Origin of the sequence: Mycobacterium kubicae, from assembly GCF_015689175.1 — a bacterium.
Classification (GTDB): Bacteria; Actinomycetota; Actinomycetes; order Mycobacteriales; family Mycobacteriaceae; genus Mycobacterium; species Mycobacterium kubicae.
Genome location: NZ_CP065047.1, coordinates 388,438 through 400,253 on the forward strand (window position 1 = coordinate 388,438; position 11,816 = coordinate 400,253).

Annotated in this window: 14 protein-coding genes; 5 read left to right on the forward strand and 9 right to left on the reverse strand. The window is 64.4% G+C overall.

Annotated elements, in window-relative coordinates; all coding sequences use genetic code 11:
• The first annotated feature begins 30 nt into the window (after nucleotides 1–30).
• Nucleotides 31–723 carry a YoaK family protein gene (locus I2456_RS01845; RefSeq protein ID WP_139823122.1) on the forward strand — a complete coding sequence of 231 codons (693 nt, stop codon included), beginning with the start codon at nucleotides 31–33 and terminating at the stop codon, nucleotides 721–723.
• 54 nt (nucleotides 724–777) lie between these two features.
• On the opposite strand, the gene ag85C is transcribed toward I2456_RS01845, so the two are convergent.
• From ag85C to I2456_RS01870, 5 genes are all read right to left on the reverse strand, one after another.
• Nucleotides 778–1,833 carry a diacylglycerol acyltransferase/mycolyltransferase Ag85C gene (ag85C, locus tag I2456_RS01850; protein WP_068030762.1) on the reverse strand — a complete coding sequence of 352 codons (1,056 nt, stop codon included), beginning with the start codon at nucleotides 1,831–1,833 and terminating at the stop codon, nucleotides 778–780.
• Between the two features lie 230 nt (nucleotides 1,834–2,063).
• Entirely contained in the window at nucleotides 2,064–2,891 is an 828-nt protein-coding gene (locus I2456_RS01855; RefSeq protein WP_085073882.1) for an ABC transporter permease, read from the reverse strand.
• Entirely contained in the window at nucleotides 2,881–3,711 is an 831-nt protein-coding gene (locus tag I2456_RS01860) for an ATP-binding cassette domain-containing protein (RefSeq protein WP_068030360.1), read from the reverse strand. The genes I2456_RS01855 and I2456_RS01860 overlap by 11 nt, the downstream gene beginning before the upstream one ends.
• Nucleotides 3,708–4,169 carry a MarR family winged helix-turn-helix transcriptional regulator gene (locus I2456_RS01865; protein ID WP_068030363.1) on the reverse strand — a complete coding sequence of 154 codons (462 nt, stop codon included), beginning with the start codon at nucleotides 4,167–4,169 and terminating at the stop codon, nucleotides 3,708–3,710. Before I2456_RS01865 ends, I2456_RS01860 begins: the two co-directional genes overlap by 4 nt.
• 18 nt (nucleotides 4,170–4,187) lie before the next feature.
• Nucleotides 4,188–4,685, reverse strand: a complete 498-nt coding sequence (locus tag I2456_RS01870; protein WP_068160074.1) for a metallophosphoesterase family protein — start codon at nucleotides 4,683–4,685, stop codon at nucleotides 4,188–4,190.
• Nucleotides 4,686–4,721: 36 nt separating this feature from the next.
• On the opposite strand from I2456_RS01870, the gene I2456_RS01875 reads away from it, so the two are divergent.
• The gene (locus I2456_RS01875; protein WP_068030369.1) at nucleotides 4,722–5,177 is read left to right on the forward strand and encodes a MaoC family dehydratase; all 456 of its coding nucleotides are present in this window, start codon (nucleotides 4,722–4,724) and stop codon (nucleotides 5,175–5,177) included.
• A gap of 24 nt (nucleotides 5,178–5,201) precedes the next feature.
• On the opposite strand, the gene I2456_RS01880 is transcribed toward I2456_RS01875, so the two are convergent.
• Together I2456_RS01880 and I2456_RS01885 are read right to left on the reverse strand one after the other, a co-directional pair.
• A complete protein-coding gene (locus I2456_RS01880) occupies nucleotides 5,202–6,497 on the reverse strand; it encodes an acyl-CoA dehydrogenase family protein (RefSeq protein WP_186246627.1) in 1,296 nt (431 codons plus the stop codon).
• Nucleotides 6,498–6,601: 104 nt separating this feature from the next.
• A complete protein-coding gene (locus I2456_RS01885; RefSeq protein WP_068030372.1) occupies nucleotides 6,602–7,303 on the reverse strand; it encodes a GAF and ANTAR domain-containing protein in 702 nt (233 codons plus the stop codon).
• A gap of 129 nt (nucleotides 7,304–7,432) precedes the next feature.
• On the opposite strand from I2456_RS01885, the gene I2456_RS01890 reads away from it, so the two are divergent.
• Nucleotides 7,433–8,329: a manganese catalase family protein gene (locus tag I2456_RS01890; RefSeq protein ID WP_068030374.1), complete on the forward strand. Its 897-nt coding sequence runs from the start codon at nucleotides 7,433–7,435 to the stop codon at nucleotides 8,327–8,329.
• A gap of 54 nt (nucleotides 8,330–8,383) precedes the next feature.
• On the opposite strand, the gene I2456_RS01895 is transcribed toward I2456_RS01890, so the two are convergent.
• A complete protein-coding gene (locus I2456_RS01895) occupies nucleotides 8,384–8,968 on the reverse strand; it encodes a hemerythrin domain-containing protein (protein WP_068030376.1) in 585 nt (194 codons plus the stop codon).
• A 133-nt stretch (nucleotides 8,969–9,101) separates the two neighbouring features.
• On the opposite strand from I2456_RS01895, the gene I2456_RS01900 reads away from it, so the two are divergent.
• Nucleotides 9,102–10,016, forward strand: coding sequence for a cation diffusion facilitator family transporter (locus I2456_RS01900; RefSeq protein ID WP_085073884.1), 915 nt, complete (start codon nucleotides 9,102–9,104; stop codon nucleotides 10,014–10,016).
• Between the two features lie 11 nt (nucleotides 10,017–10,027).
• On the opposite strand, the gene I2456_RS01905 is transcribed toward I2456_RS01900, so the two are convergent.
• Complete coding sequence (locus tag I2456_RS01905) at nucleotides 10,028–11,137, reverse strand: F420-dependent hydroxymycolic acid dehydrogenase (RefSeq protein ID WP_085073885.1); 1,110 nt, start codon at nucleotides 11,135–11,137, stop codon at nucleotides 10,028–10,030.
• Between the two features lie 60 nt (nucleotides 11,138–11,197).
• Between I2456_RS01905 and I2456_RS01910 the strand changes: the two genes are divergently transcribed.
• Nucleotides 11,198–11,803 carry a GNAT family N-acetyltransferase gene (locus tag I2456_RS01910; RefSeq protein WP_068160432.1) on the forward strand — a complete coding sequence of 202 codons (606 nt, stop codon included), beginning with the start codon at nucleotides 11,198–11,200 and terminating at the stop codon, nucleotides 11,801–11,803.
• Nucleotides 11,804–11,816: the final 13 nt, after the last annotated feature.

Sequence of the window (11,816 nt, forward strand, 5' to 3'; positions counted from 1 at the left end):
TGCACCGCGCGTGTCTGAAAGCATGCTCGTGTGCACAAAGAGATGTACGACAGCGAGGCGAGGTTGTCCTGGCTGCTGGCGGGACTGGCCGGGGTCTTAGGGGCTGCGGCGTTCACCCACTCCGCGGGTTACTTCGTGACCTTCATGACCGGCAATGCGCAGCGGGCGGTGCTGGGCGTGTTCCGCGATGACGTGTGGCTGTCGATCACCGCAGCGCTGCTCTTGCTCTGCTTTGTCATCGGGGTGGTGGTCGCGTCGGTGTGCCGGCGCCATTTCTGGGTTGCCCATCCGCATGGCCCCACGGTGCTGACGACGTTGTCGCTGCTCGTCGCCACCGCGCTCGACATCGTCATCGGCGGGTGGGAGCAGAGCAATCTCGAATTTGTCCCGATTTTGTTTGTCGTCTTCGGAATTGGCTCATTGAACACTTCTTTTGTCAAAGACGGTGAAGTGTCCATTCCGTTGAGTTATGTGACCGGCACATTGGTCAAGATGGGTCAGGGAATCGAACGTCACATCGCCGGCGGAAAAGCCGAAGAGTGGCTCGGCTATTTTCTGTTGTATGCCAGCTTCTCGCTAGGCGCCGCCGCTGGCGGGGCAATCAGTCTGATAGTCAATGGAACTCAGATGCTGGCCGCTGCTGCCACCATCTGCGCGTTGACGACCGGGTACACCTACTTTCACGCGGACCGGCGCGGATTGTGGGACAAGGCAGGCGAATAAAAAACATCGGCAGCAGCGCTGGCCGTTGCGCTGCTGCCGATGCTGGCTTATCTGTCAGGCGGGTCCTACCGGCGTGAGGGCCGGCGCCGGGGCGCCCGGGGCTGGGGCGGCCGGCGCGGCCGGTGGTGCCGGCTCGGCGTTGACCACCCGCAGGATGTCGGGCTTCATCGCCATCAGTTGCTGGTTCCAGTAGGGCCACGAGTGGGTTCCGTTGGCGGGGAAGTTGAACACGCCGTTGCGGCCACCGGCGGCCGTGTAGGTGTTCTGGAATTGCTGGTTGGTGCGCAAGGTGAGGCCTTCCAGGAACTTCGCCGGCATGTTGTCACCGCCGAGGTCGCTGGGTGTGCCGTTGCCGCAGTACACCCACACACGGGTGTTGTTGGCGACCAGTCGCGGAATCTGAACCATCGGATCGTTGCGCTTCCAGGCGGGATCGGTGGACGGTCCCCACATGCTGTTGGCGTTGTACCCACCCGAGTCGTTCATCGCCAACCCGATCAGCGTCGGCCACCAGCCGTCCGAGGGGTTGAGGAAGCCTGACAGCGACGCGGCGTACGGGAACTCCTGCGGGTAATAGGAAGCCAGGACCAGTGCCGAGCCGCCCGACATCGAAAGGCCCACCGCGGCATTGCCGAACGGCGACACACCCTTGTTGGCCTGCAGCCAGGTCGGCATCTCCCGGGTGAGGAAGGACTCCCACTTGTAGGTGTAGTTCTGGCCGTTGCCCTGGGACGGCTGATACCAGTCGCTGTAGAAGCTGGACTGGCCGCCGACCGGCATGATCACCGACAGGCCGGATTGGTAGAACTCTTCGAACGCTGGGGTGTTGATGTCCCAACCGCTGTAGTCGTCCTGGGCGCGCAGACCGTCCAGCAGGTAGACCGCGTGCGGCCCGCCGCCCTGGAACTCGACCTTGATGTTGCGGCCCATCGACGGGGAGGGCACCTGCAGATATTCCACCGGAAGACCTGGCTTGGAGTATGCCGAGGCCGTCGCCGAACCGCCTACGGCACCGACCAGACCACACAACACAGCAGCTCCCGCACCCGCGAAAGCCAACCGGCGGGACATGGTTGTCGCTGTGCCACACAGCTTTTCAACGAACTTCATCGCTTCTGCCCATCCCAACTTTCGTCTGCCGCTTGCGGCGGTCGATTTCGTTCTGGGCAGAAGTGAAACACAGGGGACACAGGTGGTCGCGTTGCCAACGCCGCAGTCCCACATCGCGGTTGGCTAACGTTTGGGCTTCGGCGCAGAAACGACGCGATTCGATAACGATTGGCTTGCAGCTCTATTGAGCTGTCTTGGCTATGCGCCGGCCGATGCGGTATCGGCGGAGGTCAGGCCACCAGGCGACGGATAAGCGATGAGGCGGTGGCGATTCCGATCACCGGCGCCACCAGGAGCACGACGACGTCCACCGCATGGAACGGCGTGCCGAGCAGCAACGCCCGCAACACGTCGACCTCGTAACTGAGTGGGTTGATCGTGCTCAACGCGTGCAGCCAGGCCGGCATGACGTCGACCGGGTAGAGCGCATTGGAGGCGAAGAACAGCGGCATGGTGATGGCTTGGCCGATGCCCATCAGACGGTCCCGGTTTCGCACCAACCCGGCCAGCGTCATCGACAGGCACGCGAAGAACGCCGCACCCAGCATCACCACGGCCATCGCCGCCAAGATCCGCAGCGGGTTGACGGTGAGGCCGACGTTCATCAGATATGCCAGCGCCAACACGCCGACGACTTGGGCGACCGAGCGCACCCCGGCCGCGAACGACTTGCCGGTGATAAACGCCGACGCGGGTGCCGGTGTCACCATCAGCTTGGCCAGAACACCGGCGTCCCGATCCCAAATGATCTGGATGCCATAGAAGATCGAGATGAAAAGCGCCGACTGCGCGATGATTCCCGGGGCCAGGAAGGCTTGATAGGACACCGGTCCGGTGTCGATCACGTGCAGGTGGCTGAACGTGGTCCCGAAGATCAACAGCCACAACGCGGGTTGCACCATGCGGGTGATCAACTCGGTACGGTCGTGCTGCAACTTCTGCAGTTCCACAATCGAGAACGCGGCGATACGGCTCCACGTCGCGCCGACTCGCGCCAAGCCGCGTGGAGCGCGGACCAGGTGGACGTCGACGGTGGGCACGGCTCGGTCAACCGACATTGCGGGCAACCCTTCTGCTGGAACGGATTTGGCGAATGCCGGAAGATTCCGTGGATCCGCCGGAGCTTTCGGTGAGACCCGAGGCCGCATAGTGCCGGAACACGTCCTCGAGCGTGGCGTCCGGCGAGACCGTCGACTTCAACTCATCGGGTGATCCCACCGCCTGCAACGCCCCGCGGTGCATCAGCGCCACACGGTCACACAACGCGTCGGCTTCTTCCATGTAGTGGGTGGTCAACAGCACCGTCATGCCGTACTCGGCCTGCATCTTCTGTACTTGGCTCCATACGCCGTCTCGCGCGATCGGGTCCAGCCCGACGGTCGGCTCGTCGAGTACCAGCAGCGACGGGCGATTGACCAGCGCCTGTGCGACTTCCAAACGGCGGACCATGCCGCCGGAGTAGGACGACGCCAGACGCTCGGCAACGTCGATCAGGTCCATGGCTTCCAATGCCTCGTTGACGCGCTCCTCGCGGGAACTGCGCGGCACGCCGTACAACCGGGCGAACCACTCGACATTCTGGCGGCCGGTCAACGCGGCCTCGATCGAGAGCTGTTGCGGCACATAGCCGATGTTGCTGCGAATGTCGATGGTCTCGTGGCGGGCGTCCAGCCCAAAGATGCGTAGCTGGCCGTCCTGTACCGGTGCGAGGGTGGTCAGCACCCGTACCACGGTGGTCTTGCCCGCGCCGTTGGGCCCGAGCAGGCCCATCGTCTCGCCCGGTTCTACCTGGAAGGTCACGTCATCCACGGCGGTCGACGGACCGTACCGGTAGGTCAAGTTCTGGCAATCGATCGCCAGCATCGTGGGTGCGTTCATAGCGACCGCTCCTGCAGCATTCTGGTCATCTCTTCGAGGACCTCCAATCCTTTTGCCAGTACCCCGACTTGGCCGTCGTCAAGCTGTTCGAGCAGTTCGGATACCACCGCGCGGCGGTTTGCCGCGGAGGCATCCATCACATGCTGGGCCGACGGAGTGAGCCGTAACCGGCTGACGCGGCGGTCGGCGGCGTCATTGTGACGCTCCAGTAATCCCTCGCTGACGAGCCGGGACACCAGGGTGGACGCCGTGTTGGGCATCAACCCGAGCTCGTTGGCCGCGGCGCTCACCGAGACGCCGGGTCGGTAGGTGACCAGGCGCAACAGTTCGGCGTGTGATTCCGACAGGCGGCCGGGCGCGTAGCCGGTGCCGGCCGAACGCCGCAGTTGACGCCGGAATCGGCCGATGGTGCGCATTACGTCGGCGGCGAGGTCGGTGCGGGTGTCCACCTCACCCATAATAGCTCTGTAGCAGAACTATCTTTCGACTCTGACCAGATCAACGCTGCTCAGGGCGCCATTTCGAACTGTGGCGGTCATGTACGTGCAGTGCGGTTGGCGGCGGCGGTCCGTCGGCGACCCCGGATTGAGCAACCGCAGGCCGGTGGCGGTCGTGGTGTCCCAGGGGATGTGACTGTGGCCGAATACCAGCACGTCGGTGTCGGGGTAGAGCCGCGACATCCGCGCCTCACGGCCCGACGCGGCACCGGTCTCATGGGTCACGGTCAAGCGCAGCCCGTCGAGCGTCACGTCGGCGCGTTCGGGCAGTCGGGCGCGCAACTCCGGCCCGTCGTTGTTGCCCCAACACGCCACCAGCCTGGCCGCCCGGCTTTCCAGTTGATCGAGCAGGCGCACGTCCACCCAGTCGCCGGCATGGACGACCACGTCGACGTTCGCGACCTCGTCCCACAGCTTGGCCGGGAGGTCCCGCGCGCGCTTGGGAACGTGCGTATCGGCAATCAGCAGCAGCTGCACAGGTTCTATGCTTACCCGCGAACAGAGGAGAGAGCCATGCGCACCTTCGATTCAGTCGCCGACCTCGCTGCTGCGGCCGGCGAGACGATCGGGCAAAGCGACTGGGTGACCATCACCCAAGAGGACGTCAACAAGTTCGCCGATGCGACCGGGGACCACCAGTGGATCCACGTCGACCCGGAACGGGCCGCCAAGGGGCCGTTCGGCAAGACCATCGCCCACGGCTTCATGACGCTGTCGTTGTTGCCGCGGCTGCAACACGACATGTACACGGTCAAGGGCATCAAGCTGGCAATCAACTACGGCCTCAACAAGGTTCGTTTCCCGGCTCCGGTACCCGTCGGCTCCCGAGTGCGCGCCCAGAGTTCGTTGGTCAGCGTCGATGACGTCGGTAACGGTGCGGTGCAGGCGACGGTGTCGACCACCGTCGAGGTGGAGGGGTCGTCCAAGCCGGCGTGCGTGGCCGAAAGCGTCGTCCGCTACATCACCTGAGGAAGCGAAGGGCGGGGGTCGCGGCTAGAACTCCGCGATCGCGTGCTCGAGACGTTCGGCCAGACGTGCCTCGGCTTCGGCCCGTCGAGTCGGGATGTGCTGCGACGGGAAAGGTGTTGTCACCGGCTGATATTCGCGCAAGGTACGCCGGGCCACCGTCATCTTGTGCAGCTCTGTGGCGCCGTCCGCGATGCCCAATGACTGCGCAGCCACCATCATCTTGACGAACGGCATCTCGTCGGAGACCCCGAGCGCCCCGTGCAGATGCATGGCCCGCTGCACCACGTCGTGCAGAACTTGGGGCATGGCCACCTTGACCGCCGCGATGTCTCGGCGCACCTTCTGGTAATCGTGATGCTTGTCGATCAACCAGGCGGTGCGCAGCACCAGCAGCCGGAACTGCTCGATCTGAATCCAGCTGTCGGCGACCTTCTCCTGAGTCATCTGAAAGTCGGACAGTCGCCCATGCCGGGTCTGGCGTGACACCGCCCGCTCACACATCATGTCGAAAGCCTTGCGGGCCAAGGCAATTGTGCGCATAGCGTGGTGAATGCGGCCACCGCCGAGTCGAGTCTGCGCGATCATGAACGCTTGTCCCTCACCGCCCAGCACGTGGTCGGCCGGCACCCGGACCTCGTTGTAGCGGACATAGCCGTGACTGGCGCGCTTTGACGATTCCCCTCCCACACCGACATTGCGCACGATCTCGATGCCCGGCGTCTCAGCCGGAACGATGAACAGCGACATCTTCTCGTGGGTGCGGGCCTCGGGGTTGGTCACGGCCATGACGATGAAGAACGAGGCATGCTTGGCGTTGGTGGAAAACCACTTCTCGCCGTTGATGATCCAATCCTCACCGTCACGGGTCGCCGAGGTGACGAACAGCCCGGGATCCGAACCGCCCTGCGGTTCGGTCATGGAATAGCACGAGGTGATCTCGCCGTCGAGCAGCGGCTGCAGGTAACGCGCCTTCTGCTCGTCGGTGCCGAACAGCGCCAAGATCTCGGCGTTACCGGAATCCGGGGCCTGGCAACCGAACACCGACGGCGCCCAGCGGGAGCGGCCCAGGATTTCGTTGAGCAGCGCCAGCATGACCTGGCCGAAGCCCTGCCCGCCGAGTTCGGGTCGCAAGTGCACCGCCCACAACCCCTGGTCCTTCACCTGCTGCTGTAAGGGCCGCAACACCGCCATCAGGTCGGCGTTCTTCTTGTCGTAGGGGTCCAGGGCGACCAGGTCGAGCGGTTCGAGTTCCTCGACCATGAACTTTTCCACCCAGTCCAGCTTGGCTTGGTATTCCGGGTCTGTTTCGAAGTCCCACACTGTAGGCAACCGTTCTCCGGCGCACCGTCGCACCGGCATCGTTGATCAAGCCACCCCATCCTAGAGGGCGCCGGTGCGCCGATCACCGCGCGCGGGAATGCGATTCAGGCGCTGTCGCCGCGGGTGTCGATGACCCGCTGGGCGATATCGACGAGCTTGGTCTGATTCTCCTGCGACAACACGCGCAGCATCTCGAAGGCGCGCATCTCGTCGATGGCGTAGCGCTCCATGATGATGCCCTTGGCCTGGCCGATCCGGTCTCTACTGGCCAGCGCGGACTGCATCTGTTCGCTGTGGCGGCCCGCCAGGATGGCCGCGGCGGCGTGGGCGGCGAGGATGGCGCCGATGGTTTCGGCATCGACGTCCCAGGCATGGCTGCGGGTGCTGAACAGATTCAGGGCGCCGGCGGTGCGGTCTGCGGTGTACAACTTGAACGACAGGCTGCTCCGAATGCCGAGTTCCTCGGCGGCCGGGGCATAGCGCGGCCAGCGTGGTTCGGTGCGCAGATCATCAGACCGCACAACTGTTTCGTGAAGGGCAGCTTCCGCGCAGGGACCCTCGCCGAAGTCGTGCTGCAACGCGTCGAGCTTGGCAACGATGCCGTCGGTGTCGGCCACAGACTCGAATTCCCCGCCCTTCTTCACCAGCAGTACACCGGCTACGTCGGCTCCCGAGATGAGTTCCACCGCCGCGTTGGTCACTTCGGTCAAGATCTCGCTAACGGTCCGAGGCGCGGCTGTGGTCCGCGCGAGCGCGGCCATTTGCTTAGCCAGGTCGTGTTTGCGATCTGGCTCCGATGAGTCCATAGGTCCGCATTGTGCCCCATGTATGCGTCCTGAACTAGGCCGACGGGTCACCATCAAGGTTTAGCCACCAACTCCACGGGTAACCGCCGCTCGAACCAGCCCAAGTTCTAGCCCGTCAGGGAGGCGTCAATGTTCATCCACAACAAAGACTTGCAGTTCGAGGTCCGAGTCGACCGACCCGACCCGCGCTTTGCGTCGCTGCTCATGGACCAGTTCGGCGGGGCGAACGGTGAACTGACGGCTGCGCTTCAGTACTTCACGCAGGCCTTCGTGCTGCGCCAGAAGAACCCGAAGATGTACGACCTGTTCATGGACATCGCCACGGAGGAACTCAGCCACCTGGAGATGGTCGGGTCGATGATCACGATGTTGCTCGACGGGCTCAACGACAATCTGCACATCGCCAACCAGCGGTGTGACTGGATGCCCGCGGTGGCCAGCGCCGACGGTCGCGACAGCATCATCAACTCCGTTTCGGTCAACCCGATGTTCCTGGTGCTCAGCGGCGGGGGACCGGACGTCAAAGACTCTGCGGGGAACAACTGGACCGGCGCCTTCATCGACGCCAACGGTGACCCCACCGTCGACCTGCGCAACAACATCGCCGCGGAGTCGCGCGCCAAGATCGTCTACGAATACCTCAAGCAGATGACTGATGATCCCGGCGTGCAGGACACTCTGACGTTCCTGATGACCCGCGAGGTCGCGCACTTCCAGCAATTCACCGCGGCGCTCAACGAGTTGCCGGTGAACTTCCCCCCGGGGCAGCTGCCCGGCGACGACCGCTTCCAGAACCTGGCTTTCAACATGTCCAACGGTGGCGGCGAATCGATCCGCGGACCGTGGAACGAGGGCCAAGGCCCGTGGCCCGAGGGCATGCAGTGGCGGTACGTGGAAAAGCCCGAGCAGGAGTGGCTGGGCAGCGACACGCGCCAGAACAAGGGAGCCGAACGGGTTCCCGACGGTTCGCCGGCCGTGCAGGGTGAGAAGCCTTTCACCCACGAGCAGCGGGTGCCGACCAACTGATCTTGACACCAAAAGGCCGGGCGTCGCGTTATCCGACGCCCGGCCTTTATGTCTTTACTTCACCTGCGGGTCTGGCGGGTTGTCCTCTGAGCGCCCGGTGAAGGCGTCGCGGACATGGTCCATCACCGCCGCTCCCATCCCCATCGTCTTGAGCACCGCCGGGTTGGGCGGGGTGGCCGGGTGTGGGCGGGTCGGCGCAACCTTCTTGGCCGCCTCCAGCTTCTGCCCGATCTTCTCCAGCTCCTCGCGGCTGATCACCGCTTGAACCTGGGGCCACACCACGTCCTGCTCGTAGGCGATGTGTTCGCGGCCGAGTTTGACGAATTCCTGTAGCGCTTCGTGGTAATCGGGCTCGCCGGGTTTGCCGTCTTCCAACCGCTGCAGCAATTTCTTGCCGGCCTGCTCCTGCTCGATCGCCTTGTCGGCCAGCTCGTCCCCGTCTTCCAGCGCATCGCGGACCGCCGGCCAGAAGAATTGTTCTTCGATCGCTTCGTGCTGTGACTCGGAGATGATCAAGTTGTTCACCACGGTTTCCAAACCGCTGGCTTGCGCACCCGCTCCCGACGGTGCGCCGTCAAGCGTCTCGAATAAGCCGAGCACACTCTTATGGTCCTGGCGAAGAAATGTGATTGCGTCCATATTGTCCCCTTCCGATTGGGCTGTCAGTCGGTGAGTGGCAAGCGCATACCCAGGTCGGAAGCGTTGAAACTGGTTGGCCGCAGACAGCCGACGGCCCCGTTTGGCGCTATGGCGGCGAGGGTAGCTATGGGCAATGGCAGCGGACGGCACGACCAAAGCAATTGTGGTTGCGTTCGGTGCCGACGCAGGAATCGCTGCCGCGAAGTTCGTGGCCTTCCTGATAACCGGCAGTTCGGCGATGCTCGCCGAGTCCCAGCACTCGCTCGCCGACAGTATCAACGAGCTGTTGCTGATGGTGGGCAAGCGGCGCGCGCATCGCAGCCCAGATGCCTTGCACCAGTTCGGTTATGGCCGCAGCCGCTATTTCTACTCCTTCATCGTGGCGCTGACCGTCTTCGTCATCGGTTCGGTCGTCGCCCTGTACGAGGGCTATCACAAGCTCACCCACCCCGAGCCGCTGACCACACCGGCGGTTGCCATCACGATCCTGGTGGTCGCGGCGGCATTCGAGGGCATCAGCCTGCGCACCGCGGTCAGGCAATCCGCCAAGCTGAAGGGTTCGAGTAGCTGGTGGCAATTCATCCGGAATTTCCGTACGCCCGAACCGGCCGTGGTGTTACTGGAGGACAGCGCGGCGGTGATCGGCCTGACGCTGGCATTCGCCGGCGTCATCTTGACCACCGTCACGCACGACCCCGTCTGGGACGCCTTCAGCAGCTTGGGTATCGGTGTGCTGCTCGGCTGCGTGGCGTTCATCCTGATCTTCGAGACGCAGAGCCTGCTGATCGGTGAAGGCGCAACGACCAAGCAATACAACATGATTCGCGCTGTGCTGGAGCAAACCGCGCATGTCGACCGGGTCAGCGACATGCGCACCCAATACCTCGCACCCGACGAACTGCTGGTCACCGCGAAGGTGGTGCTGGGTCCCGAGATCGACATGGGCGTGGCCGCCGACGCCATCCGAACCGCGGAGGCGCGGGTCCGCGAAGCGGTACCGATGGTGCGGGCCGTCTACCTTCAGCCCGATGTCGAGCACGACGGATAGTTCAAGTTTCGTCAGTGCAGCTTCGGTAAGACGTTGGTGCGGTAGAAGTCGATTGCCGTCAGGGGATTGTCCTGCGCGAAGTGGATGAAGGGAATCGCACCGGCATCCAGCACCGTCTGCAGCGCGCTGATGTGCGGGGCAGGGTCGGTGCCGATGGTCCAGTTGGCGAGCACCTTGTCGGTCGGGTTGGCGGATTCGGCGGCGCGCTGGATCTCTATCGGGTTGGGTTGGTCGACTGCGCCCGCGGTGAATCGCCACAAAGCGGCGCTGCGACTGGCCTCGTCGCGGTCACCGACGACGGCGAAATATTCGGCGCGCTTACCCATGGTGGCCGCATCGCGCCCGGCGGCCTGTGCCCCCGCGGCGAAGGCGGCTTGGAGTTTCGGGTCTTTCAAGTCGCGGGCCTGGGTGATCCAGCCGTCGCCGTACTGGCCGGCCAGCGTCGCGCTCTTGGGACCACCGGCGGCCACGAAGATCGGCGGCGGCGCCGCCGGCAAGTCGTAAAGCTTCAAAGAGTTTGTCTGAAAGTACTTGCCTGCGAATGATATCCGCTCGCCGCTCCAAAGTTGCCGGATGAGCGTGATCGCTTCGACGAGCCGGTCGTGACGTTCGGTGTAGTTGCCGTAGGTGTTGGTCGCGGCTTGCTCGTTGAGCCGCTCACCGGTGCCCAGGCCGAGAAAGACCCGGCCCGCACTCAAGATGGCGAGCGAGGCGAAGGCCTGGGCAACGGTGGCCGGGTGGTAGCGATAGGTGGGACAGGTGACCCCGGTGCCGAACGAGATCCGACTGGTGTTGCTGCCCACCAGAGCCAGCGTCAGCCACGGAAACATCGAGTGGCCTTCGTTGTCCTGCCACGGCTGCAGGTGGTCACTGGCCCACACATACTGAAAGCCGGCCTGCTCGGCCGCCTTGGCTTGGGCCACCAGCTGATCAGTGCGGAACTGCTCGTGTGCCAACACGAACCCGACGCCTTTGGCCGGGGGCGGGGCCGGACTCGCGGGGGGACCGGAAGGGGCGCCGCGCTCGGTGCCGGCGTGGCAACCGGCGGCCAGGCCGCCGGCGCCGAGCACACCAGCTCCCGCGGCAACGCGCCCGAACGCCCGTCTGGAAAATTCGGCCATCCCCCCGGAGTACCCGCCGGGCGAGTGGCCACACGATGGGCGGGGACTAGCCTGATCGGCATGGCCCCGCAGACACGCCCGGCGCAGAAAGCAGACGTCCGGGAGTTGGCCCGCACCATGGCCCGGGCGTTCTACGACGATCCGGTGATGATGTGGATCCTGCCCGACGACAATGCGCGCCTCAAGCACCTGGCCCGGTTGTTCGCCACCATCACCCGCCACCAGCATCTGGCCGGCGGCGGGGTGGAGGTCGCTTGCCAGGGATCGGCGATCGGGGCGGCGGCAATCTGGGCTGCGCCGAACAGGTGGAAAGAGACGCCTCGGCAGTCCTTGGCGCAGATACCGGCCTTCCTGCGGGTGTTCGGCTTGCGCGCAGGCCAAGCGCGGGCGGTCCAGGACATGATGAAGCGTGAGCACCCCGAAGAACCGCATTGGTACTTGGCCGCCATCGGGAGTGACCCAACCGTGCGCGGCCAAGGGTTCGGGCAGGTGCTGATGCGCTCACGGCTGGACCGGTGCGACGCGGAATACGCCCCGGCTTATCTAGAGTCGAGCAAACCCGAAAATGTGCCCTATTACGAACGTTTCGGTTTCACCGTGACCCGTGAGCTGCCCTTGCCCGACGGCGGTCCGCCGCTGTGGGCGATGTGGCGAAACCCTCGCTGAGCGCAATCGCCGC